23 protein-coding genes (1 of these 23 only partly in view) are annotated in these 21509 nt (G+C 69.2%); 15 read left to right on the top strand and 8 right to left on the bottom strand.

The window, feature by feature from the left end; all coding sequences use genetic code 11:
- Position 1 precedes the first annotated feature (1 nt).
- On the bottom strand, positions 2 to 571 hold the full coding sequence (locus F573_RS0102905) for a zinc ribbon-containing protein (RefSeq protein WP_018870649.1): 570 nt from the start codon (positions 569 to 571) through the stop codon (positions 2 to 4).
- 190 nt (positions 572 to 761) lie between these two features.
- On the bottom strand, positions 762 to 1604 hold the full coding sequence (locus tag F573_RS0102900; protein ID WP_019021403.1) for a DUF2189 domain-containing protein: 843 nt from the start codon (positions 1602 to 1604) through the stop codon (positions 762 to 764).
- Between the two features lie 195 nt (positions 1605 to 1799).
- Here F573_RS0102900 and leuS point away from each other — a divergent pair, with 195 nt between their 5' ends.
- The 8 genes from leuS to F573_RS0102860 are packed head-to-tail and all read left to right on the top strand — an operon-like array spanning position 1800 to position 9444.
- Entirely contained in the window at positions 1800 to 4391 is a 2592-nt protein-coding gene (gene leuS, locus F573_RS0102895; RefSeq protein ID WP_019021402.1) for a leucine--tRNA ligase, read from the top strand.
- Positions 4388 to 4900, top strand: coding sequence for an LPS assembly lipoprotein LptE (lptE, locus tag F573_RS0102890; RefSeq protein ID WP_019021401.1), 513 nt, complete (start codon positions 4388 to 4390; stop codon positions 4898 to 4900). Before leuS ends, lptE begins: the two co-directional genes overlap by 4 nt.
- Position 4901: 1 nt before the next feature.
- Positions 4902 to 5933 carry a DNA polymerase III subunit delta gene (holA, locus tag F573_RS0102885; protein ID WP_019021400.1) on the top strand — a complete coding sequence of 344 codons (1032 nt, stop codon included), beginning with the start codon at positions 4902 to 4904 and terminating at the stop codon, positions 5931 to 5933.
- 3 nt (positions 5934 to 5936) lie between these two features.
- The gene (locus F573_RS0102880) at positions 5937 to 7241 is read left to right on the top strand and encodes a glutamate-5-semialdehyde dehydrogenase (protein ID WP_019021399.1); all 1305 of its coding nucleotides are present in this window, start codon (positions 5937 to 5939) and stop codon (positions 7239 to 7241) included.
- 21 nt (positions 7242 to 7262) lie between these two features.
- Positions 7263 to 7910 carry a nicotinate-nucleotide adenylyltransferase gene (gene nadD, locus F573_RS0102875; RefSeq protein ID WP_018870643.1) on the top strand — a complete coding sequence of 216 codons (648 nt, stop codon included), beginning with the start codon at positions 7263 to 7265 and terminating at the stop codon, positions 7908 to 7910.
- 11 nt (positions 7911 to 7921) lie between these two features.
- On the top strand, positions 7922 to 8326 hold the full coding sequence (gene rsfS / locus F573_RS0102870; RefSeq protein WP_026300773.1) for a ribosome silencing factor: 405 nt from the start codon (positions 7922 to 7924) through the stop codon (positions 8324 to 8326).
- 15 nt (positions 8327 to 8341) lie between these two features.
- The gene (rlmH, locus tag F573_RS0102865; RefSeq protein ID WP_019021397.1) at positions 8342 to 8812 is read left to right on the top strand and encodes a 23S rRNA (pseudouridine(1915)-N(3))-methyltransferase RlmH; all 471 of its coding nucleotides are present in this window, start codon (positions 8342 to 8344) and stop codon (positions 8810 to 8812) included.
- A 17-nt stretch (positions 8813 to 8829) separates the two neighbouring features.
- Positions 8830 to 9444, top strand: a complete 615-nt coding sequence (locus F573_RS0102860; protein ID WP_019021396.1) for a nucleoside triphosphate pyrophosphatase — start codon at positions 8830 to 8832, stop codon at positions 9442 to 9444.
- On the opposite strand, the gene F573_RS0102855 is transcribed toward F573_RS0102860, so the two are convergent.
- The 3 genes from F573_RS0102855 to F573_RS0102845 are packed head-to-tail and all read right to left on the bottom strand — an operon-like array spanning position 9445 to position 12784.
- Positions 9445 to 10899 (bottom strand): sigma-54 dependent transcriptional regulator, encoded by a 1455-nt coding sequence (locus F573_RS0102855; protein ID WP_019021395.1) that lies wholly within the window; start codon positions 10897 to 10899, stop codon positions 9445 to 9447.
- Positions 10896 to 12509: a PAS domain-containing sensor histidine kinase gene (locus tag F573_RS0102850; RefSeq protein ID WP_019021394.1), complete on the bottom strand. Its 1614-nt coding sequence runs from the start codon at positions 12507 to 12509 to the stop codon at positions 10896 to 10898. The genes F573_RS0102855 and F573_RS0102850 overlap by 4 nt, the downstream gene beginning before the upstream one ends.
- Before the next feature lie 26 nt (positions 12510 to 12535).
- Positions 12536 to 12784, bottom strand: coding sequence for a PP0621 family protein (locus tag F573_RS0102845; RefSeq protein ID WP_018870637.1), 249 nt, complete (start codon positions 12782 to 12784; stop codon positions 12536 to 12538).
- Positions 12785 to 12891: 107 nt separating this feature from the next.
- Between F573_RS0102845 and F573_RS0102840 the strand changes: the two genes are divergently transcribed.
- A complete protein-coding gene (locus tag F573_RS0102840; RefSeq protein ID WP_196799382.1) occupies positions 12892 to 13425 on the top strand; it encodes an RNA pyrophosphohydrolase in 534 nt (177 codons plus the stop codon).
- A gap of 23 nt (positions 13426 to 13448) precedes the next feature.
- Positions 13449 to 15716, top strand: coding sequence for a phosphoenolpyruvate--protein phosphotransferase (ptsP, locus tag F573_RS0102835; RefSeq protein ID WP_018870635.1), 2268 nt, complete (start codon positions 13449 to 13451; stop codon positions 15714 to 15716).
- Positions 15717 to 15734: 18 nt separating this feature from the next.
- On the opposite strand, the gene F573_RS0102830 is transcribed toward ptsP, so the two are convergent.
- Entirely contained in the window at positions 15735 to 16250 is a 516-nt protein-coding gene (locus tag F573_RS0102830) for a CopD family protein (RefSeq protein ID WP_018870634.1), read from the bottom strand.
- Between the two features lie 62 nt (positions 16251 to 16312).
- The gene (locus F573_RS0102825; protein WP_019021393.1) at positions 16313 to 16831 is read right to left on the bottom strand and encodes a peroxiredoxin; all 519 of its coding nucleotides are present in this window, start codon (positions 16829 to 16831) and stop codon (positions 16313 to 16315) included.
- A gap of 98 nt (positions 16832 to 16929) precedes the next feature.
- On the opposite strand from F573_RS0102825, the gene argC reads away from it, so the two are divergent.
- The 4 genes from argC (at position 16930) to erpA (ending at position 19598) form a co-directional block, all read left to right on the top strand.
- A complete protein-coding gene (gene argC / locus F573_RS0102820; RefSeq protein WP_019021392.1) occupies positions 16930 to 17982 on the top strand; it encodes an N-acetyl-gamma-glutamyl-phosphate reductase in 1053 nt (350 codons plus the stop codon).
- A gap of 72 nt (positions 17983 to 18054) precedes the next feature.
- On the top strand, positions 18055 to 18729 hold the full coding sequence (locus F573_RS0102815; RefSeq protein WP_231384382.1) for a DUF6776 family protein: 675 nt from the start codon (positions 18055 to 18057) through the stop codon (positions 18727 to 18729).
- Positions 18726 to 19160, top strand: a complete 435-nt coding sequence (locus tag F573_RS0102810) for a polymer-forming cytoskeletal protein (RefSeq protein WP_019021390.1) — start codon at positions 18726 to 18728, stop codon at positions 19158 to 19160. The genes F573_RS0102815 and F573_RS0102810 overlap by 4 nt, the downstream gene beginning before the upstream one ends.
- A gap of 54 nt (positions 19161 to 19214) precedes the next feature.
- The gene (gene erpA / locus F573_RS0102805; RefSeq protein ID WP_018870629.1) at positions 19215 to 19598 is read left to right on the top strand and encodes an iron-sulfur cluster insertion protein ErpA; all 384 of its coding nucleotides are present in this window, start codon (positions 19215 to 19217) and stop codon (positions 19596 to 19598) included.
- Positions 19599 to 19663: 65 nt separating this feature from the next.
- On the opposite strand, the gene F573_RS0102800 is transcribed toward erpA, so the two are convergent.
- Entirely contained in the window at positions 19664 to 20776 is a 1113-nt protein-coding gene (locus F573_RS0102800) for an anhydro-N-acetylmuramic acid kinase (protein ID WP_081619202.1), read from the bottom strand.
- Positions 20777 to 20880: 104 nt separating this feature from the next.
- On the opposite strand from F573_RS0102800, the gene tyrS reads away from it, so the two are divergent.
- A protein-coding gene (gene tyrS / locus F573_RS0102795) for a tyrosine--tRNA ligase (protein WP_019021388.1) crosses the window boundary here: on the top strand, positions 20881 to 21509 show its 5' portion. 571 nt of this gene lie beyond the right edge of the window; 629 of the gene's 1200 nt are visible here — the first part of the coding sequence; its start codon is at positions 20881 to 20883; the stop codon falls past the right edge of the window.

Raw genomic sequence — 21509 nt, 5'->3', positions numbered from 1 at the left:
CTCAGCCGGCGTCGGCCTCCGGCGGCGGTCCGCGGCGAAACGCCGTGTGGTGACACTGCGCGCAGGGCGGAATGCGGCCGACCCTTTCCATGTGCAGCGGGTGGCCGCAGTGCTTGCAGACCAGTTCGCCCGGGCCGGTGATCTCGCCGGTGTGCCACTCGCCCATCACCTGCGCGCGGGCCGTCAGCTCGGTGATCTCCACCCGGGTGCGATCGGCGATGCGCTCGAGGGCGTTCTTGATGCTGGCCTCGATCAGGCCGATGTCGATGCGCAGCCAGCTGCGCCAGTCCTCGCTGCGCGCATCGATGTAGGCACCCAGGTCCTGCAGGTCGCGCTGCAGGTACTCCATCACCTCGTGGGCCTCTTCGCGCGTCAGGTCGGTGGCATTATGTACCCGGTCGCGTGCGCCCTCGAGCGCCTGGCTGATGGCCTTGCCGGTGCGTTCCTCCAGTTTCTCGAGGTCTTCGGTGACCTCGTGCAGCATGCGGTGGTAGGCATCGCTCAGGCGCGATTCGCGTTCATGCTGGTCCTCTTCCTGCCCGCCCTCGGGATTCCTGTTCTTGTCGCTCATCGGCATCACTCCGGATTGATCGGTGCTCGGAGGTACGTTAGCACGAGCATGCCCCGAAACGGGCGCGCGGCCGGGTCTTCCTGTCGCCCGTATGCAGAACGGGGCGCAGCCCCCGCCCGGGCGTGCGCCCCGTGGAGTGATACCCCGTTACCCGCCGACGCCTCCGCGAGCGCCGGTAACGGGGCCTGCGTCAGGTCGTCGGAGCCGCCTCCTCCGGGGGTTCGACTAGGTCGCGGTAGGCGTGCCACATGGCGTAGCCCAGCCAGGGGAACACGACGATCAGGGCCAGCAGAGCGGTGGCCACCGAGACTGCGAACAGAACGGTGATCAGCGCGGCCCAGATCAGTGTGGCGGCCGGGCTGGTGCGCAGGGCCTTCAGGCTGGTGCCCATCGCCGTCATGAGTCCGGTCCGGCGGTCCAGCAGCGTCGGGATCGTGACCACCGAGAGCGCCAGAACCACGACCGCGAGAGCCGCACCGGCGACGACCAGACCGGCCAGCGAGATCAGTCCGCTGGTGCTGCCCAGCAGGACCGGAAGGGCCTCGTGCAGCGGGCCCAGGAGTCCGGCGTGGCCGACGTTGAGGACCCCCATCCACAGCCAGACGAAGGCGGTCCAGGCCAGGAAGATCGAGGCCAGCAGGGCGGCGAAGGCCCAGATGGCACCGCCGGTCGCCTCCAGCGCGCCGAAGCCCGAGCGCAGGCCGACGGTCTCGCCGCGTTCGATGCTCCGGGCCAGGCCGTTGAGGCCGGTGGCGAGGACGGGTCCGACCAGAAGGAAGCCCGTGAGGGCGGCAACCCCGGCCCATGGCCAGGACCAGAGCACACCCATGATGACGGCTCCGATCGCGGTCACCATCAGGCCGTGCAGAAGCCCGGCCGGGGCATGCCGCAGGTCGTGCCAGCCGGCACCCAGCCAGCGCAGCGGGCGGCCGGCCTCGATCCGGCGTACGCCGGGCGTGGCCTCCTCGTACCCGTGGCGGGGCCGGATTTCGGAAAGGTCGTCCGGATAACGGCGCTGGATCAGGGAGATCATGCTGCACCTCCTTCGCATCGCATCGGTCGATGCGCCAAGGGTATGTATCCTGAAGTCTAGATGGCCATGCGCCGCCTTGCGGTTGCGTTTGACGGAACCATTCGGCAGATCCGGGACTTGTCTGGAAGGGGGGCGGGGTGACTGGTATTCTGCGCGGTTCTTCGTTCGCGGCGGCAAACAGCACAGGTGAGGCCCATGCAGGAGCATTATTCCCCGGAGCAGGTGGAGACCGAGGTCCAGCGTCGCTGGGACGAGACCGGCTGTTTCCGGGCGCGGGAAGATGCCGCGGGAGAACCCTTCTATTGCCTGTCGATGTTCCCGTACCCGTCGGGCAAGCTGCACATGGGCCACGTGCGCAACTACACCATCGGCGACGTGATCGCGCGCTTCCAGCGCATGCAGGGCAGGAGCGTGCTGCAGCCGATGGGCTGGGACGCCTTCGGCCTGCCGGCGGAGAACGCGGCGATGCAGAACAATGTGCCGCCGGCGACATGGACGCGCCAGAACATCGAGCAGATGCGCACCCAGCTCCAGCGCCTGGGCTTCGCCTATGACTGGTCGCGCGAATTCGCGACCTGCGATGCCGAATACTACCGCTGGGAGCAGTGGCTGTTCGTGCGCCTGCTCAAGAAGGGTCTGGTCTACCGTGCCCGGGCCACCGTGAACTGGGATCCGGTCGACCAGACCGTGCTCGCCAACGAGCAGGTGATCGAGGGGCGCGGCTGGCGCTCCGGCGCGCCGGTCGAGCGCCGCGAGCTGCCGCAGTGGTTCCTGCGCATCACCGACTACGCCGACGAGCTGCTGGAGGCCCTGGACGACCTGGACGGCTGGCCGGATCAGGTGCGCACCATGCAGCGCAACTGGATCGGGCGTTCCGAGGGTGTGGAGCTGGAGTTCGCGGTGGAAGGCGGCGAGCCGCTGAACGTGTTCACCACGCGCCCGGACACCCTGTTCGGCGTCAGCTACATGGCGCTCGCGCCGGAGCACCCCACGGTGCAGGCGCTGGCGCAGAACGATCCGGAACTGGCTGCGTTCGTGGACGAGTGCGGCCAGGGCGGGGTGGCCGAGGCGGACCTGGCCACAATGGAGAAGAAGGGCCGCGCGCTGGGCTTCACCGCCCGCCACCCGCTGACCGGCGAAGACATCCCGGTGTGGGTCGCCAACTTCGTGCTGATGGAATACGGCACCGGCGCGGTGATGGCGGTGCCGGCACACGACGAGCGCGACCACGAGTTCGCGACGCAATATGGCCTGCCGATCCGCCAGGTGATCGCCCCGGCCGACGGGGGCGAGTGCGACGTGCAGGTCGCCGCGTTCACCGAACCCGGCGTGCTGGTGAACTCGGGAGATTTCACCGGGCAGGACTCGGAGGCCGCGAAGGCCGCGATCGCCGATCATCTGGAGCAGGCCGGACTGGGCCGGCGCCGGCGCAACTACCGTCTGCGCGACTGGGGTATCTCGCGCCAGCGCTACTGGGGCTGCCCGATCCCGGTGATCCACTGCGACGACTGCGGGGCGGTGCCGGTGCCGGAAGAGGATCTGCCCGTGCGCCTGCCGGAGGACGTGATCCCGGACGGGGCCGGCTCGCCGCTGGCGCGCATGCCGGAATTCTACGAGGCGACCTGCCCGCAATGCGGCAAGCCGGCACGGCGCGAGACCGATACCTTCGACACCTTCTTCGAGTCCAGCTGGTACTTCGCCCGCTACGCCTGCGCCGACAACGACACGGCGATGCTCGACGAGCGCGCCGATCACTGGCTGCCGGTGGATCAGTATGTCGGCGGCATCGAGCACGCGGTACTGCACCTGCTGTATGCGCGCTTCTTCCATAAATTGCTGCGCGACGAGGGGCTGGTGGGCTCCGACGAGCCGTTCACCCGGCTGCTGACCCAGGGCATGGTGGTGGCGCCCACCTTCTACCGCGACCGCGGCGATGGCGGGAAGGACTGGATCAACCCCGCCGACGTGGAACTGGAACGCGCGGAGGATGGTTCGGTGAAGGCCGCACGCCATCGCGAAGACGGGCAGCCGGTGGCGATCGGCGGCATGGAGAAGATGTCCAAGTCGAAGAACAACGGCGTGGACCCGCAGGCGCTGATCGAGCGCTTCGGGGCCGACACCGCGCGGCTGTTCACCATGTTCGCCGCCCCGCCGGACCTGTCGCTGGAATGGTCCGACTCCGGCGTGGAGGGCGCGCAGCGTTTTATCCGCCGCCTGTGGCGCACGGTGCGCGAACATGTCGGAGGCCCGGCGGCGTCGCCGCTGGATCCCGAAAACCTGTCCGAACCGGCGGCCGAGCTGCGGCGCAAGTTGCACGACACCATCGCCAAGGTCACCGACGACATCGGTCGGCGCCAGACCTTCAATACCGCAGTCGCGGCGAACATGGAGCTGCTGAACGAGCTCGGGCGGCTGCCGGAGGATGCCGAGGGCGCCATCGCGGTCCGCCAGGAGGTGCTCGAAGGTATCGTACGCATGCTGGCTCCGATCATTCCGCACGTGACCCAGGTGCTGTGGGAGGCGCTGGGCCATGACGGGCTGGTGGCCGATACCCGCTGGCCGCAGGTCGACGAGGCCGCCCGTCAGGCCGCCCGCGAGACCCTGGCGGTGCAGGTCAACGGCAAGCGCCGCGCGGAGATTGCGGTACCGGCCGGCGCGGACCGCGAGAGCGTGGAGCGTATCGCGCGGGAGGACGAAAACGTCCAGCGCCATCTCGAGGGGCAGGGCATCGTGAAGGTGATCGTGGTCCCCGGACGCCTGGTGAATTTCGTGGTCAAGCCGCAATGACCCGGTTCCTGCCTCGTCTGCTGGCGGTGCTCGTGCTGACGGCCTCGCTGGCCGCCTGCGGGTTCCAGCTGCGCGGCACCGGGGGCTGGCCGGCGGAACTGGACCCGGTGGAGATCCGCGGCCTGCAGCCGCGAGACTCCCTGTACCAGGAACTGGCCCGGGGCCTGCGTGCCTCCGGGATCGAGATCGTGGACGAGCGCCCGGAAGAGCGGGGCGCGACCCTGGAGATCCGCTCGGTGGATGATTCGCGGCGCGCGCTGTCGGTGTCCGATCAGGCGCGGGTCAGCGAGTACGAACTGACCCGCAGCCTGCGCGTGCGCCTGCGCCCGGCCGATGGTGAAGCGATGGATCTCGAACCGCTGCGTGCGTCCCGCACTTACGTCTATGACGAGACCGCCGTGCTCAGCCGCTCGGAGCGCGAGGAGGACCTGCGGGCCACCATGAACCGCGATCTGGTGGCCCTGCTGCAGCGTCGGGTGCGAGCCCTGACCGGGGGGGGCGAGGACTGACATGGCCGTCGAACCGGGACGCATCGATCAGTCCCTGCGCAAGGGCGTGGCCCCGCTGTACATGCTGCTGGGCGAGGAACCGCTGCAGACCATCGAGGCCGCCGATGCGATCCGGGCCGCCGCCCGCGAGCAGGGTTTCGACGAGCGCACGGTGCTGGATCTCTCCGCCCAGTCCGACTGGTCGGCCCTGGATGCGGCGCTGCGTGACCGCTCGCTGTTCGCCAGCCGCACGCTGGTGGACCTGCGTCTGGCGACCGGCAAGCCCGGGCGCGAGGGCGGGGAGAAGCTGAAGGCCTGTGCGGCGGCGCCGCAATCCGACACCGTGCTGCTGTTGCAGCTGCCGCGCCCGGATCGCGACATGCGCCGGGCCGCCTGGTTCAAGGCCATGGAGTCGGCTGCGGTGGTGGTGCATGCGCGGCCGGTACCGCCGGATCGCCTGGGCGGCTGGATCCGCGAACGCCTGGCCCGCCACGGGCTGCGGATTACCGACGAGGCCCTGCAGCTGCTGGCCGCCCGGGTGGAGGGGAATCTGCTGGCCGCGCGCCAGGAGATCGAAAAGCTGTCGCTGGCGGGCGTGCGGGAGATCGATCTGGAGACCCTGTCCGAGTCCACCGCGGATGCCGCGCGCTTCGACCTGTTCGGCCTGTCGGCGGCCGCCCTGCGCGGCGAGACCGGCCGCGCCCTGCGCATGCTGGAGGGTCTGCTGGACGAAGGTCAGCCCGAGCCGCTGATCCTGTGGGCGCTGGCGCGCGATGCCCGGCTGCTGGTGCAGGCCCTGGAACGCCGGGCCGCCGGGGCGAACGACCGCGACGCCTTCCAGGGCAGCTTCGGCGACCAGCAAAAGGCCCTGCGCCTGGCGGCGGGACGCCTGGACGTGGCGCGGGCGCGTGACATCCTGTGCCTGGCCGCCCGCGTGGACCGGGTGATCAAGGGGCAGGAATCCGGCAGCCCGCGGCGGCTGTTGCTAGACTTGGTGGCCCGGATCGCCGGGCAACCGCTCACCCTTTCCGTGCCCGAACTCGAGACCGTCTGAACCATGAATGCCGTGACCGACGAAGACAACGCCATCGACGCCGACCTGTTCGAGCGCATGCAGGCCCTGGGCCGCGCCGCCCGCGCCGCCTCGCGCCACATGGCCGAGGCCGAACCGGGTGCCAAGAACGCGGCGCTGCAGGCCATCGCCGAGGGGATCGCCGAGCGTCGCGCGGAGCTGGCCGAGGCCAACGAGCGCGACCTGGAGGCGGGGCGAGCCCGCGGGCTGGACGCGGCGATGCTGGACCGTCTGGCGCTGACCGATGCGCGCATCGACACCATGATCGAGGGCTGCCGGCAGGTCGCGGGTCTGCCGGACCCGGTGGGTACGATCACCGACATGGCCTATCAGCCGAGCGGGATCCAGGTGGGTCAGATGCGGGTGCCGCTGGGGGTGATCGGCATCATCTATGAATCACGTCCCAATGTGACCATCGACGCGGCGGCGCTGTGCCTGAAGTCGGGCAATGCGGCCATCCTGCGCGGGGGCTCCGAGGCGGCGCATTCCAATCGCGCGCTGGCCGGCATTATCCAGTCCGGACTGGCGACCGCGGGGCTGCCGCGCGAGGCGGTGCAGATCGTCGACACCACCGACCGTGCCGCGGTGGGCGCGCTGCTGCGCATGCCCGAGTACGTGGATGTGATCGTGCCACGCGGCGGCAAGGGCCTGATCGAACGTATCAGCCAGGAGTCGCGCATCCCGGTGATCAAGCACCTCGACGGGGTGTGCCACGTGTACGTGGACGCCGCGGCGGACCCGGACAAGGCGCAGGCGGTGGCGGTGAACGCCAAGACCCAGCGCTACGGGACCTGCAACACCATGGAGACCCTGCTGGTGCACGCCGACCGTGCCGAGGGTTTCCTGCCGGCGGTGGCGGCCGAACTGGACGGGCTGGGGGTCAGCCTGCGCGGCTGCGCCCGCACCCGCGCGGTGCTGGCCGACGGCGGGCCGGAGGTCGCCGAGGCTGGCGAGGAGGACTGGGCGGCCGAATACCTGGGGCCGATCCTGGCGATCCGCGTGGTCGATGATCTGGACGCGGCGATCCAGCACATCAACACCTGGGGATCGCACCACACCGACAGCATCGTGACCGAAAACTGGGGGCATGCGCGGCGCTTCCTGCGCGCGGTGGATTCCAGTTCGGTGATGGTCAATGCCTCCACCCGCTTCGCCGACGGCTTCGAGTACGGGCTGGGCGCGGAGATCGGGATCTCCACCGACAAGCTGCACGCGCGCGGGCCGGTGGGGCTGCACGGCCTGACCACCCTGAAATACATCGTGTTTGGCGACGGCCATGTGCGTGACTGAGCGCGGCGGGAAGGTGGCGGCTTGATCGGGATCCTCGGCGGGACCTTCGACCCGATCCATTTCGGTCATCTGCGCCCGGCGCTGGAGGTGCAACAGCACCTGGGGCTGGAACGGGTGCACTTCGTGCCCTGCCACGTGCCGCCTCATCGCGCCAGCCCCGGGACTTCGGGCGAGGACCGCCTGGCCATGGTGGAGCGCGCGGTGGCCGGTGTGGAGGGGTTCGTCGCCGACCGGCGCGAGCTGGACCGCACCGGGCCGTCCTACACCGTGGACACCCTGCTGACCTTCCGCCGGGAGCTGGGTGACGATGTGCCGCTGGTGCTGATCATGGGCATGGATGCCTTCGCCGGCCTGTCGTCCTGGCACCGCTGGGAGACCCTGTTCGAGCTGGCGCACGTGGCGGTGTCGCATCGCCCCGGAAGCCCCGCCTCGCAGGACCTGGGCGACGGCCCGGGAGGCGCGGTCACTGACGATCCCGCCGTGTTGCGGGCGAGTCCGGCCGGCCGGGTGTACTTCCAGCCGGTGACCCAGCTGGATATCTCCGCTACCGCCATCCGGGCCCAGCTGCGCGAGGGGACCAGCCCCCGCTTCCTGCTGCCCGGGGCGGTCGAACGCTACATACAGGAGCGCGGGCTTTACCGGTCCGCCGCAGGAAACGCATCGATATGACATCCGAGACCATGAACAGCGAACAGTTGCTGGAGCTGACCATCGAGGCGCTCGAGGACATGAAGGCCCGCAACATCCGCAGCATCGACGTGCGCGGCAAGACCACCCTGGCCGATTTCATCGTGATCGCCTCGGGGACCTCCGGGCGCCACGTGCAGTCCACCGCCGAGAACGTGGCGACCGAGGCCAAGCACCGTGGCATCCAGCCGCTGGGCGTGGAGGGCCAGGAGGGCCAGGAATGGGTCCTGGTCGATCTCAACGACGTGATCGTCCACGTGATGCTCCCCGAGACCCGCGATTTCTACAACCTGGAAAAGCTGTGGCTGGCCGAGGAAGAGGCCGCGGAGGGGGACGGGGCCGATGGCGGCATGGAGGGCGACCCCGGCCTGCAGCGGGTCCGCCGGCTGCGCGGCTGAAGCGGAGCGCCGGCGATGCGTCTGCATCTGATCGCCATCGGCCGCCGCATGCCCGACTGGGTCGCCTCCGGCCTTGCCGAATACCGGGACCGGCTGCCCCGCGAATGGGGTTTCCGGCTGCACGCACTGGCGACCCCGGCGGGCTCGAAATCCATGGATGCCACGACCCGGCTGCGGCGCGAGGGCGAGGCCCTGCTCAAGGCGGTGCCCGAGGGTGCCCGGATCATCACCCTGGATGAATGCGGCCGTGAGGTGGACACCCGCGGACTGGCGCAGCGTCTGGCAGGCTGGCAGGACGACGGGCGCGACGTCGCGCTGCTGATCGGCGGCGCCGACGGTCTGGATACGGCCGTGCGCGAGCGGGCCGAGTGGGCCTGGTCGCTGTCGCCGCTGACCTTCCCGCACATGCTGGTGCGGGTGCTGGTGGCGGAGCAGCTCTACCGCGCCTGGTCGTTGCTCAACAATCATCCCTATCACCGCGCCTGAGTCGCGCGGCGTCCGCCATGTCCTTCGCCGCTCCCGGAAACCGCCCCGACGCCCTGCCCCTGCTGCTGGCCTCGGCGTCTCCCCGACGGCGCGAACTGCTGACGCAGATCGGGGTGGTGTACGAGGTGGCGGCCATGGATGTGGACGAGACCGCCTGGCCCGGGGAGGATCCAGCGGTCCTGGTCGAGCGCCTCGCGGCGGCCAAGGCGGAAGCCGCGCGCGGCCACGCCCGCCGCGGGCAGTGGGTGCTGGCGGCCGATACGGTCGTGACGATCGACGGAGAGGCGCTGGGCAAGCCCGCGGACGAGGCTTCGGCCGCCGCCATGCTGCAGCGGCTGTCCGGCCGCGAACACCGGGTGATCACCGGCATGGCACTGCTGCGCGATGACGGCCCGGTACGCACCGGGCGCGGCGAGACGCGGGTATGGATGCGCCCGCTGGACACCCGCGACATCGCGGCCTACTGGGCCAGTGGCGAGCCGCGCGACAAGGCGGGGGGTTATGCCCTGCAGGCGCGAGGCGCGGCCTTTGTCGAACGCATCGACGGTTCCTGCAGCAACGTGATCGGCCTGCCGCTGTTCGAGCTGGAGCAGTGGCTGAACGACCTGGAGGACCCGCCCGCCCGAGCCTGACTATTCGATTCCGAGTTTCTTCAGACGGTAGCGCAGCTGGCGGAAGCTGAGCCCCAGCAGCCGCGCGGCCGCGGTGCGGTTGCCGCCGGTCTGGTGCAGGGCGGTCTCGATCGCCTGGCGCTCCTGGTCGGCGAGGTGATCATCCAGACCCACATCCTCGTAGCGGATCGACGGCGGGGTGCGGCGCTCCTTCACCCCGGGGGGCGGGGTGCCCGGGTTGTCTGCGCCGGGGCCGGCGCGGCGGTCCCCGTCGTTGTGCTCCGGGGTCGGGGCGGTGGCCGGAAGATCGATGTTCTCGGCGTGGATTGCCGCGCCCTCCGCGAGGGTGGCGGCGCGCTCCAGGATGTTCTCCAGCTCCCGCACGTTGCCCGGGAAGGGGTGGCGCTCCAGCAGCTCCTGCGCGTCCGGCGCGAGTTCGCGGGCCTCCAGGCCCCATTGTTCGGCGATTCGCTGCAGCATCACGGTGGCCAGGCCGGGAATGTCGCCGTCGCGTTCGCGCAGCGGCGGGACCCGCAGTTCGATCACGTTGAGACGGTAATAGAGGTCCTGGCGGAAACGGCCTTCGCGCACGGCGCGCTCGAGGTCGTGATGGGTCGCCGACAGGATGCGCACGTCCACCGGAATCTCCCGCGAGCCCCCGACCGGCTTGATCGCGCGCTCCTGGATCGCGCGCAGCAGCTTGACCTGCATCGCCAGCGGCAGGTCGGCGACCTCGTCCAGGAACAGGGTGCCGCCCTCGGCCGCCTGGAACAGCCCGGGGTGGTCCTGGGTGGCCCCGGTGAAGGCGCCCTTGCGATGGCCGAAGAACTCGCTCTCCATCAGTTCCGCCGGGATCGCGCCGCAGTTCACCGGCACGAAGGGGCGGTCGGCGCGCGGCCCCAGCCGATGGATCTCGCGCGCCACCAGTTCCTTGCCGGAACCGGATTCTCCGGCGATGAACACCGGCGCCTGGGAGCGCGCCAGCTTGCGTATGGTGGCGCGCAGTTTCTGCATGGGTTCGGAGTCGCCCAGCAGCGGGCTGTCGGGGTCTTCGGTCGTGCTGCAGCGGGTCGGCGTCGAGCCGCACGCCGCCTCCGTCGCCGGCGCGGATTCCATGCGCAGGGCGCTGTCGATCAGTTCGCGCAGCTGCTTGAGGTCGACCGGCTTGCTGACGAAGTCGAACGCGCCCAGCTTGAGGGCCTGCACCGCCGTATCGACACTGCCGTGCGCGGTGATGACCGCCACCGGCAGCTCCGGGCGGGTGGTCTGGATGTGACGCACCAGGTCCAGCCCGTCCCCGTCCGGCAGGCGCATGTCGGTCAGGCAGAGGTCGAAGTCCCGCTGCGCCAGCAGCTGCCGTGCCGGGTCCAGCGCGCCGGCCGTTTCGGCCTCCAGGCCCATGCGCGCGAGGGTGATCTCCAGCAGTTCGCAGATGTCGGGTTCATCGTCGACAACCAGCACGTGCTTGATGCTCATGACGCCGATCCCTGGTGTTGTTCGTCGGGGGCAAACAGGATGCGGAAGCAGCCCCCGGAGGGTGCATGCGCGTATTCCAGCGAGGCCCCGTTGTTTTCGCACAGCATGCGCGAGATGTACAGGCCCAGGCCGGAGCCGCCGGAATGGCCGGAGACGAAGGGCTCGAACAGCTCCTTCTCGGTTTCCGGATCGATGCCGGGGCCGGCGTCCAGCACGTCGAGGCTGACCACGCGGGCCACCTGGCCGGAACCGCCACGCAGGATGATGGGCGGGCTGTCGGGCCGGTCGTGCCCGCCGTGCACCCGGGCATTGCCGCACAGGTTCCACAGCACCTGGTTGAGCTGCGACGGGTCGAACAGCACCACGGAGTCCGCCGGTTCCACGTTCACGTGCAGTGATTCCCGCGGTATCTGCAGCGCACTGCAGAATTCCTCGGCGAAGCGTTCGAGCTCGTCGCGCAGGTTGAGACGCTGGCGTTCGCCCGATTCGCGACGCGAGAGGCTGAGGACGTTGGCGATCAGACTGTTCACGCGGTCGCTCTGCTTGTCGATGATCGCCAGCAGGCGCTGGTCGGGTGCCGAAAGGTCGGGCGATTCGCGCAGCAGCTGGGCGCTGTGGGAGATCGCGCCCAGCGGGTTGCGGATCTCGTGCGCGATACTGGCGGTCAGGCGGCCGAGGGCCTGCAGCTTGCTTGCCTGGGCCTGGCGGCGCAGTTCGGCGGCGTCTTCCAGGATCAGCAGAGTACCCTGATCGCCCTGGTTGCCCAGCGGGGCCAGGCGGACCTGCAGGGCCGGCTGTTCCTGGTCGCCGGGCAGGTGGCGGGTGCGGCTGGCCGGCCCGGTTTCTTCCTGCCATTCGCGCACGGCCCGGGCCAGGCGCGGCGAGATGGACGACAGGTGGCGCCCCGGGCGGGGCGGGAGGAGCTGGCGCGCCGCCTCGTTGATGGAGCGGATGTAGCCTCGGGGATCGATCGCCACCACCCCGGCGCTCATGCGCGCGATGATCTGGGCGTTGAGTTCCGCCAGGCTGGCGAGATCGACCTCCTGCTGTTCGACCTGGGCGCGGCTTTCGTCGGCCCGCCGGCTGAAATGGTGGGCCAGCAGGGTCCCGGCCAGCAGCGCGGCCCCCAGCAGCCCGGCCTGGGTCAGGCTGTCGAGGTCGCCCAGCGTGATCAGGATGGCGAGGCCTTCCGCACCCAGCAGGCCGGCGGTCACGCCAGCGGCCAGCGGGAGCCCCAGGCGACCCGCCGACAGCAGGGCGGTGGCCATCACCGCGGGGATCAGCAGCAGGCCGATGCCGGTGTGGACGCCCCCGGCAACCACCATCAGGGCGAGCAGGCCCGCGGCATCCCCGGTGCCGCCCAGCAGGATCATGCGGCGGAACTGTACGACGCGCTCGGGTTCGCGGTTGCAGTGTTCGGCAAACGTCGCCATGAACACCGAGAACACCAGGTAGCCACCGGCCAGTGCCGGATAGACTTCGGGGACCGCGGGGGCCACGCCCACCGGCAGGCCCGGGAACAGGCCCATCAGGAGCAGAACCAGCGCGACGAACACCCGGTACAGGGCGTACAGACGACTGGAGCGCTGGGTGTCGCTGTCGATGACCATCGATCAGGGGTTCCCCGTGACGGTGGTCAGCTGCGGCCGGAAGGTCCGGCGTCGGCATGTTGCCGCGAGCAGTAGCAGAGGTCGCCGTCGCAAACCGCCTGGTCCTCGGGCACGTGTACCCCGCAGTGGGCACAGCGGACCATGGCGCCACTTTCGCGCAGGCTTTCCGGAGGTTCGTCGCGGCGCACGCGGCGGCGCTCGCCGCTGGAGCGCACGAGGGTGCGTACGGCGAGAAAGATGGCAACGATGGCGATGATCAGCAGGAGCAGCCTCATGCCGCGAGTCTAAAACAATGTGCACCCGCATGCCTTCCGCGGGTCTTTGCCGCATTGCAGGGGGTGTGGAACAATGCGGGTAAACGAGAAGCGTCTGGTTGCGGCAAGTGATTGATTGCGATGGATTTCGTCCCAATGTAGGCATCATCCTGTGCAACCGGGAGCGGCAGTTGTTCTGGGGCAAGCGCGCGGGTCAGGACGCCTGGCAGTTTCCGCAGGGCGGCATCCGCACCGACGAGACGCCGGAAGAGGCCCTGTTCCGTGAACTGCGCGAGGAGACCGGGCTGCTGCCGGAGCATGTGGAACTGCTGGGCAGCACCCGACGGTGGCTGCGCTACAGGCTGCCGGAACGCATGATCCGGCGGCATCGCAACCCGGTGTGCGTGGGGCAGAAGCAGCGCTGGTTCCTGCTGCGCATGACGGGCGAGGAGAGCAATGTAATGCTGGATGCGATGGATACGCCGGAGTTCGATTCGTGGTGCTGGATTGACTACTGGCGGCCGGCGCGCGAGGTGGTGCACTTCAAGCGCAATGTCTACCGCCGGGCGCTGTGCGAACTGGTGCCACTGATGTTCCCCGAGCTGCAGCGCGACGGCGATGCGGCACCGCCATCCTGCAACCCGCCCGCGGTGCCGCGTTGAACGCCCCCGTGAACCCGCCCTCCATGCTGCAGGTCCTGCGCCGCGTGGTGCAGGAGGTCAATGGTGCGGCCGATTTCTTCGAGGCCCTGCACATCATCGTGACCCGGGTGAAGGCGGCGCTGGATATCGATGTCTGCTCGATCTACCTGAAGTCGCCGAGCTCCGGGCGCCTGGTGCTGATGGCCTCGGAAGGCCTGCATGCCGAATCGGTGGGGCAGGTGGAGATGGACCCGTCGGAGGGTCTGGTCGGGCTGGTCGCGTCACGCGCGGAGCCGGTCAACCTCGACAGCGCCCAGGACCATCCGCGGTTTCGCTATTTCCCGGAGACCGGCGAAGAGCGCTTTCTCGCCTTCCTGGGCGTGCCGATCATCCACCAGCGCAGCATGCTGGGGGTGCTGGTGGTGCAGCAGCGCGAGGCCCGCCGGTTCGACGACGAGCACGTGTCCTTCCTCATCACCCTGGCCGCGCAGCTGGCCGGGGCGATCGCCTATGCCGAATTCAACGACGAGATCTCCAGCGAGACCCCGCTGATCGGTCACCAGAACGTGGAGGCCACGGGGATCCCGGGGTCGCCGGGCGTGGCCATCGGGCATGCCGTGGTGGCCTATCGGCTGGCGGACCTGGATTCCATCCCCGATCGCGAGGGGGCCGGCCCGGAGGCCGAGCTGGAACGCTTCCGCCAGGCGGTCAGCGATACCCGCGACGAGATCCAGGACCTCAAGCAGCGCATGGGCGAGGCCCTGGGGCCGGACGAGCAGGTGCTGTTCGACGCCTACCTGATGCTGCTGGGCTCGGATTCCCTGGTGCACAAGACCGAGGGCCGGATCTCCGCGGGCCAGTGGGCCCCGGCGGCGCTGCGCGACACCGTGCGCGAGAGCGTGCGGGTGTTCGAGGACATGGAGGACCCCTACCTGCGCGAACGCGCGGCGGATGTGCGTGACCTCGGACGCCGCGTGCTGTCGCATCTGCTGCCGGCGGATCGCAGCCAGGACGAGTTCCCCGACGGCGGGATCCTGGTGGGGGATGACCTGACCGCATCGCATCTGGCCGAGGTGCCGATCGAGCGTCTGGGCGCGATCGTGTCCGCGCAGGGCACCGGCTCCTCGCACATCGCCATCCTGGCGCGGGCGCTGAACGTGCCCGCGGTGATGGGGGTGTCGGATCTGCCGGTGGGGCGGCTGGAGGATCGCGAGATCCTGGTGGACGGCTATCGCGGCCGGCTGTTCGTGAACCCGAATGCCGAGCTGCGCGCGGAGTTCGAACGCCTGGTGCGCGAGGAGCGCGAGCTGGCCGAGGATCTGCGCGCGCTGGCCAGGGATCCCGCGGCGACCCGTGACGGCCACCCGGTGCCGGTGCTGGCCAACTCCGGCTTGCTGGCGGACATCAAGCCTTCACTGGAATCGGGTGCCGAGGGCGTCGGGCTGTACCGCACCGAGGTCCCGTTCATGATCCGCGACCGTTTCCCCGGCGAGGAGGAGCAGGTCCGGCTGTACGAGCAGATCGTCGCCTCCTTCGACCCGATGCCGGTGACCCTGCGGACCCTGGACATCGGCGGGGACAAGGCGCTGCCGTACTTCCCGGTGCAGGAAGACAACCCCTTCCTCGGCTGGCGCGGCATCCGTATCTCGCTGGACCACCCGGAGATCTTCCTGACCCAGCTGCGGGCGATGCTGCGGGCGAGCCGCGAGCACGACAACCTGCAGATCCTGTTCCCGATGATCTCGGCGCTGGACGAGCTCAAGGGGGCGATGGCCCTGCTCAACCGGGCACGCGAGGAACTGCTGGACGAGGGCTACCGCATCCCGATGCCGAAGGTCGGGGTGATGGTGGAGGTCCCCGCCGCGGTGTACCTGGCGGAGACCCTCGCGCGGCGGGTGGACTTCCTGTCGGTGGGCACCAATGACCTGGTGCAGTACCTGCTGGCGGTGGACCGCAACAACGCCCGCGTCGCCAACCTCTACGACACCCTGCATCCGGCCTGCATCCGTGCGCTGGAAGCGGTCGCCGAGGGGGCGCACCGGGCCGGCAAGCCGGTCTCGGTGTGCGGCGAGATGGCGGCGGATCCGGCGGCGGTGATCCTGCTGGTGGGGATGGGGATCGACAGCCTGAGCGTGAGCGTCTCGGCGATCCCGCGGGTGAAGTGGGTGATCCGTTCGTTCTCCACCGATCGTGCCGAGGCCCTGCTGGCGCAGTGCCGGCTGCTGGAAAACCCGGAACAGATCCGCTCCCTGCTCAACAATGCGCTGGTGCAGGCCGGGCTGGGCGGGCTGGTGCGCGCCGGCAAGACCTGACCCGCCGACGCGGCTGCGTCAGTTCCGCGCGCGGCGCCAGGCGGCCACCGCGGCCGAGATCACGAACAGCAGCAGGATGGCGCCGATGCCGATCAGGGCATCGGTGATCGAGCGGTTGACGGCCAGGATCACGATGCCCACCAGTGCCGGGACCGGCAGTTCATTGAACCAGCGATACCAGGTGTGGCCGCGGGTGTTGCGGTCCGCGGCGAAATCCGCCACCAGCTTGCCGCACCACAGGTGATAGGCGATCAGCAGGGCGATCAGGGTGAGCTTGAAGTGCATCCAGGGCTGTTCCAGGTGCACCGGCACCAGAGCCAGCATGATGCCGCCGAAGATCACCGTGATGATCCCCCCCGGTGTCATGATCCCGTAGAACAGCTTGCGTTCCATGACCTTGAAGCGCTCGTTGCCGGGCGCGTCCTCGGTCATTGCGTGGTACACGAAAAGCCGCGGCAGATAGAACAGCCCCGCGAACCAGGTGACCATGAAGATCAGATGAAGGCTGAGGAACCAGGAGTAGGCGTCGTGCATGGTGGCGTCCTTGTTGCGCCCGCAGCGGCGTTACGGGCCGGGTGTCCGACGCGGGCGCCGGCTCAGGAGAGCCAGCGCTCCAGGTGGTCGCGGATCTGGTCGAAATCGGGTTCGCCGAGCTTCTGGTAAACGATCCGTCCGCGGGGCGACACCAGGAACGTGGTCGGTGTCAGGCGAACCCCCCCCCAGGTGCTCGCCAGGTCGCCGGCCTCGTCGTGGATGACGGTGTAGGCGATCTCGCGATCCTCGCTCATCGAGCGTACCCGGCTTTCGCGATCATGTTCCATGGCGATGGCCACGATATCGAATCCGCGGTCACGGAAATCGGCGTGCAGTTCATTGAGGGTGGGGATTTCGCGGATGCATTCCGGGCAGTCGGTGGCCCAGAAGGAGATCAGGACCGGGCGGCCGTCATAGTCGTCGAGTGACACCGCCTCGCCTTCCAGGTTGGTGGCGGCGAAGCCGGGGGCTTCGCGCACGCCATCGCCGGTGGTGATCCATGCCGCGCCGACCGCGATCAGCACAAGGATGATGAAGACGCCGCCGATCGCGGCCTTGCGGTCCAGTTTGAGCTTGCTCATGTTTCCGGTTCCCGTGACTGGTCAAGGAGGCGTTGTTACTGACCTCGAAATGCGTACCGCGTTCCGCCGCGGGGCGCGAGCCGGTATCATGCCGCAGCATGACTTCCGTAACCAACAACAAGCCCACCCGGGTCGGGGTGGTCGGGGCCACCGGCTACGCCGGCGTCGAACTGTTGCGCATCCTCGCCGGACATTCGGCGGTGGAGCTTCACGCGGTGACCTCGCGCAGCGAGGACGGCACCCCGGTCGCCGATCTGTTCCCCAGTCTGCGCGGGGTGCTGGATGCGGTCTTCCGGGCCCCGGAGCCGGAGCTGCTGGCGGAGTGCGACGTGGTGTTCTTCGCCACGCCGCACGGCGTGGCCCATGCGATGGCCGGCGATCTGCTCGCGCGCGGCGTGCGCGTGATCGACCTGTCGGCGGACTTCCGCATCCGCGATCCCGAGCTGTGGAGCCGGTGGTACGGCCAGCCGCACGGGGCGCCGGAATACCTGGGCGAGGCGGTGTACGGCCTGCCCGAACTGCACCGCGGACGCATCTCCGAGGCGCGTCTGATCGCCGTGCCGGGCTGCTACCCCACCGCGGTGACGCTGGCCCTTCTGCCCTTGCTCGAGAACAACCGGGTGGATGTGTCCGACATCATCGCGGATGCCAAGAGCGGGGTCAGCGGAGCGGGCCGGCAGGCGCGTATCGGCGGGCTGTTCGCCGAGGTGCAGGAGAATTTCCGCGCCTACGCCAGCGGCGGACACCGGCACTGGCCGGAGATCCACCAGACGCTGGCGGAGGTGGCCGGCGCGGACGTGGGGCTGATCTTCCAGCCGCACCTGGTGCCGATGACGCGCGGGATCCTGGCCACTCTCTATCTGCGTCCGCTGGATGACGGCGACTGGGAGGCGCTGTTCCGGGAACGCTACGCCGGCGAGCCTTTCGTGGATGTCATGCCGTCGGGGTCGCATCCGGAGACTGCGTCGGTGCGGGGGACCAACCAGTGTCGTCTGGCTCTGGCCACGCCGCCGCACAGTGGCCGCCGCATGGTGATTTCGGCCATCGACAACCTGGTCAAGGGTGCGGCAGGGCAGGCCGTGCAGAACATGAATCTGATGCTGGGACGCCCGGAAACGGAGGGGCTGGAACTGGTTCCGGCCTTCCCTTGATCCATGCGATGGCGACGGCGTCCGCGGGTTCCCGCCCCGCGACGGTTGCGGGGGCACCCCCTGCGCCGCGCGGTGGCGCCCGTTCTCGTGCTGATGATGGTGGGTGCAGCGGGCGTATGGTGGTGGTTGAACGCCGGAGTGCCGCAGTCGACGGAGGTGACCCGTGAGCGGGACGCGCGTCTGCTCGAACTGCAATCGGCCTTGCAGGAACTTGCGCAGGAGCGTGATGCGGCCGTGCGCGAGCGGCTGCGCAGCGAGCGGCACCGTGAGGTGGTCGAGGCGGAACTCGCGGCCTGCCGGCGCGATGCCGAAGCCCGCGAAGCCGAACTGCTGGTGCTGCGCGAAGAGCTGGCGTTCTACCAGCGGCTGGCGGACGATGCCGGAGGCGACCGCATCGGGCTGCGCAATATCGCGGTGCACGAGACCGGCATCGAGGGTGAATACGAACTGATTTTCCAGGTGCACCGCGCCGGTCTGCGCGGAGAGGTCCCGGTGAGCTGGGACCTGGAGCTGGAAGGCGAACGCGACGGGGAGCGCGTGAGTCAGGGGACCGATGACCTGGGGCCGGACCTGCAGTCCGGGCGCAGCTTTGATCTGCGATTCCTGCGCACGGTCCGGGTGCGCCTGGTGCTGCCGGAGGGTTTCGGCCCGCAACGGCTGTCCATTAGAGTGGATCCCGAAGAGGACGGGCCGGACCGGATCGAAGAAACAAGAGGATGGGCCGCGGCCCGGAGGGCGAGTGAATGATGGGACGCAAGCGCAGGCAACGGGCCCGCCGGGTCGACACCCTGATCGGCGAGAACACCGCGATCCACGGCGACCTGGAATTCAGCGGCGGGCTGCATCTTGAAGGCCGGATCGTCGGAGACGTGCGGGCTTCGACCGACGGCTCCGCGGTGCTGGTGGTCGACGAGAAGGGGCAGATCGAAGGGCAGGTCGCGGTGCCGCATCTGGTACTGAACGGCAGTGTGCGCGGCGATGTCCATGCCGGAGAGCACGTGGAGCTGGGCGAGAAGGCGCGGCTGGAGGGGAATCTCTATTACAGCGTGCTGCAGATGGCGGAAGGCGCCTCGGTGGACGGACAGCTGCGGCGCCGGGATGCGGACGCCGCGCTGGAAGGCGAGGCACCATTGACTGCCCTGACCGATGACACGCTTACGACGCGTAACGATTCTTGACTCCGGCGGTCAGACTTCATAGCTTGGCAACGAAATGATCACAGGAGACACCGCATGTCCGAAACGATGACGTCCAACGCGCAGGCCGAGACGGATGACATGGACATCCCCAGCCCGCTGGTGTTTACCGATGCCGCCGCAAGCAAGGTGAAGGGGCTGATCGAGGAGGAGAACAACGACAACCTCAAGCTCCGCGTCTTCGTCAGCGGTGGCGGCTGCTCCGGTTTCCAGTACGGCTTCACCTTTGACGAGACCGTCGGCGATGGCGACACCGTGGTCGAGAACGGCGGGGTGACCCTGCTGATCGATCCGATGAGCTTCCAGTACCTGGCCGGCGCCGAGATTGACTACACCGAAGGCCTCGAAGGCGCCCAGTTCGTGATCCGCAACCCGAACGCGACCACCACCTGCGGCTGCGGTTCCAGCTTCTCGGTCTGACCCGGCGGCCAGATCCGCGCACTACAGGCCCGGTCCGGCAACGGACCGGGCCTTTTTCATGCCATTTATCCCCCGGGGATCACGCACCCGAGGATGCGGGGGCCGCGGGCCCCGGTGACCGCCGGCAGGTTTCCGCTCTGATGATGCAGGGTCCGGAACGCCAGCCATGCAAAAGCGGCGCCTTCGACCTGTTCCGCCGGAATGCCGCAGGCATCGGTGAGTTCGATCCGGGTCTGCGGCAGGGCGGCCGCGAGCCGTTCCAGCAGAAAGCCGTTACGCGCGCCCCCTCCGCAGATCAGTACGTCTTCCGGTGCGTTGCCCGGTCGCACGAGTTCCCGGGCGATCGCGTGTGCCGTCAGCTCGGCCAGGGTTGCCTGCACGTCCGCCGGCTTCGCGGTGGACAGCGTTTGCCCGCCTCGAGCCACGAGCCACGCGGGCGAAAAATGTTCGGGCCCGGTGCTCTTGGGCGGCGGACGCTGGAAGTAGGGGTCCGCCAGCAGGGCCTGCAGCAGTTCCGGGTGCACCTGCCCGGTGCGCGCCCATGCCCCGTCCGCGTCATATTGGCAGCCCCGGTGGTGCCGCACCCAGTGATCCAGCAGGGTGTTGCCGGGGCCGCAGTCGTGGCCGCTGACCTCGCCGTCAGGTGGCAGCCGGGTCACGTTGCTGATGCCACCGATGTTCACCACCGCCCGGTCATGACCCGGCTGCGCGAAGCGGGCCGCGTGGAACCCGCAGGCCAGCGGTGCGCCTTCTCCGCCGGCGGCGATGTCCCGCTGACGGAACATAGCCACCGTATCCACGCCGGTTCGCTCGGCGATCCGGAACGGGTCGCCGATCTGCCACGAAAACGCCGGTTCTGCATCGGGGGCGTGATGGAGCGTCTGGCCATGGCTGCCGATCCCGCGGACATCGCCCGGGGTCAGGCCCTCCGCCCGGAGCAGCTCCGTGGCCGCGCGCGCGAACTGCTCGCCGACCCGCGCATCCAGGGTGCCCGCGGTCACCGCGCTCAGCTCCGACTGCTCCACCGCCGCGGCCAGATCCATCGCGAGACTGGCCGGATACGCGCGGTGGTGATGTGCGATTACCCGCGCGTCGCGGCCATCCCCGATGGCAGTGAGGACCGCGTCGATCCCGTCGCGGCTGGTGCCCGACATCAATCCGATGTAGTACGCCAATATCGTCTCTCCTGGGTCCTTCGCGCCGATGCGGCCGCCGGGGTATCCTTGCGGCTTTTCCGTGCCCGCGCTCGGGCGGGGCAACAATCGTGACACGAGAGGCATCGATGGATATCGAAGAACAGCTCGCCGTCTTCCGCCGCGGCGCCGACGAGATTCTCCGCGAAGACGAGCTGCGCGAAAAGCTGCGCCTCGGCCGGCCCCTGCGGATCAAGGCCGGGTTCGATCCCACCGCGCCGGACCTGCATCTGGGCCACACGGTCCTCATCAACAAGCTGCGTCAGCTCCAGGACCTCGGGCACCACGTGCTCTTCCTGATCGGGGACTTTACCGGCCGTATCGGCGACCCGTCCGGCAAGAATGCCACGCGCCCCCCGCTGTCGGGCGAGGACATCGAGCGCAACGCCGCCACCTACCGCGAGCAGGTGTTCCGGATCCTCGATCCCGAGCGCACCGAAATCGTCTTCAATTCCACCTGGATGGAACCGCTGGGCGCCGCGGGCATGGTCCAGCTGGCCTCGCGCCAGACCGTCGCCCGGATGCTGGAGCGCGATGACTTTCACAAGCGATATCAGGACCACCAGCCGATCGCGATCCATGAATTCCTCTATCCCCTGATCCAGGGATATGACTCGGTCGCCCTGGAAGCCGACGTCGAGCTGGGCGGCACCGACCAGAAGTTCAACCTCCTGGTGGGGCGCGAGTTGCAGAAGCAGGAGGGAGGCGACCCCCAGGT

This window comes from Thioalkalivibrio sp. ALE23 (genome assembly GCF_000378545.1).
Taxonomy (GTDB): Bacteria; Pseudomonadota; Gammaproteobacteria; order Ectothiorhodospirales; family Ectothiorhodospiraceae; genus Thioalkalivibrio.
The sequence above is the reverse complement of the archived record's forward strand: the minus strand, read 5'-3'. Positions and strand labels throughout refer to the sequence as shown.